General features: G+C 64.0%; 1 pseudogene. It reads left to right on the top strand.

Annotated elements, in window-relative coordinates:
- Positions 1-439 (top strand): annotated as a pseudogene (locus KBY19_RS37895) (hypothetical protein); the annotation flags it as partial.

Raw genomic sequence — 439 nt, 5'->3', positions numbered from 1 at the left:
ACGACGATTGACGAGCTCTTGAAGCGGGCGGCCGAACTAGGCTGCCGCGAATTCCTGGAGCCGAAGCTCGGAATCCTGCAGGAGCGGGTTTCGCAATCGAAATTGAAGGAGAAGCAGCCGATAGCCGTCATTCTGTTGGCGCGACGCCCGTTCGAGGTGATCGGCACGACTTCGCCGATCGAGATATGCCCCTACGTCGTGGAATTGCGCGGCGGCGAGGCGCTCTCGTCAGGCAGCGGCAAGCTGGTCAGGACCGCCACGCACCGAGATGAGATATCACCCGAATTGCTGCGACGCGCTGCGGGCGACGACGGGCAGGCGCTGCGTCCGTGGACGCTCCTCGGCTGCGGAAGCATCGGATCCAAACTCGCAGTTCATCTCGCCAGGTCCGGACGGGGACCCGCGGCCCTCATCGACGACGGCATCCTGCAACCTCACA

This window comes from Streptomyces sp. B15 (assembly GCF_018070605.1).
GTDB lineage: Bacteria > Actinomycetota > Actinomycetes > Streptomycetales > Streptomycetaceae > Streptomyces > Streptomyces smyrnaeus.
The sequence above is the reverse complement of the archived record's forward strand: the minus strand, read 5'-3'. Positions and strand labels throughout refer to the sequence as shown.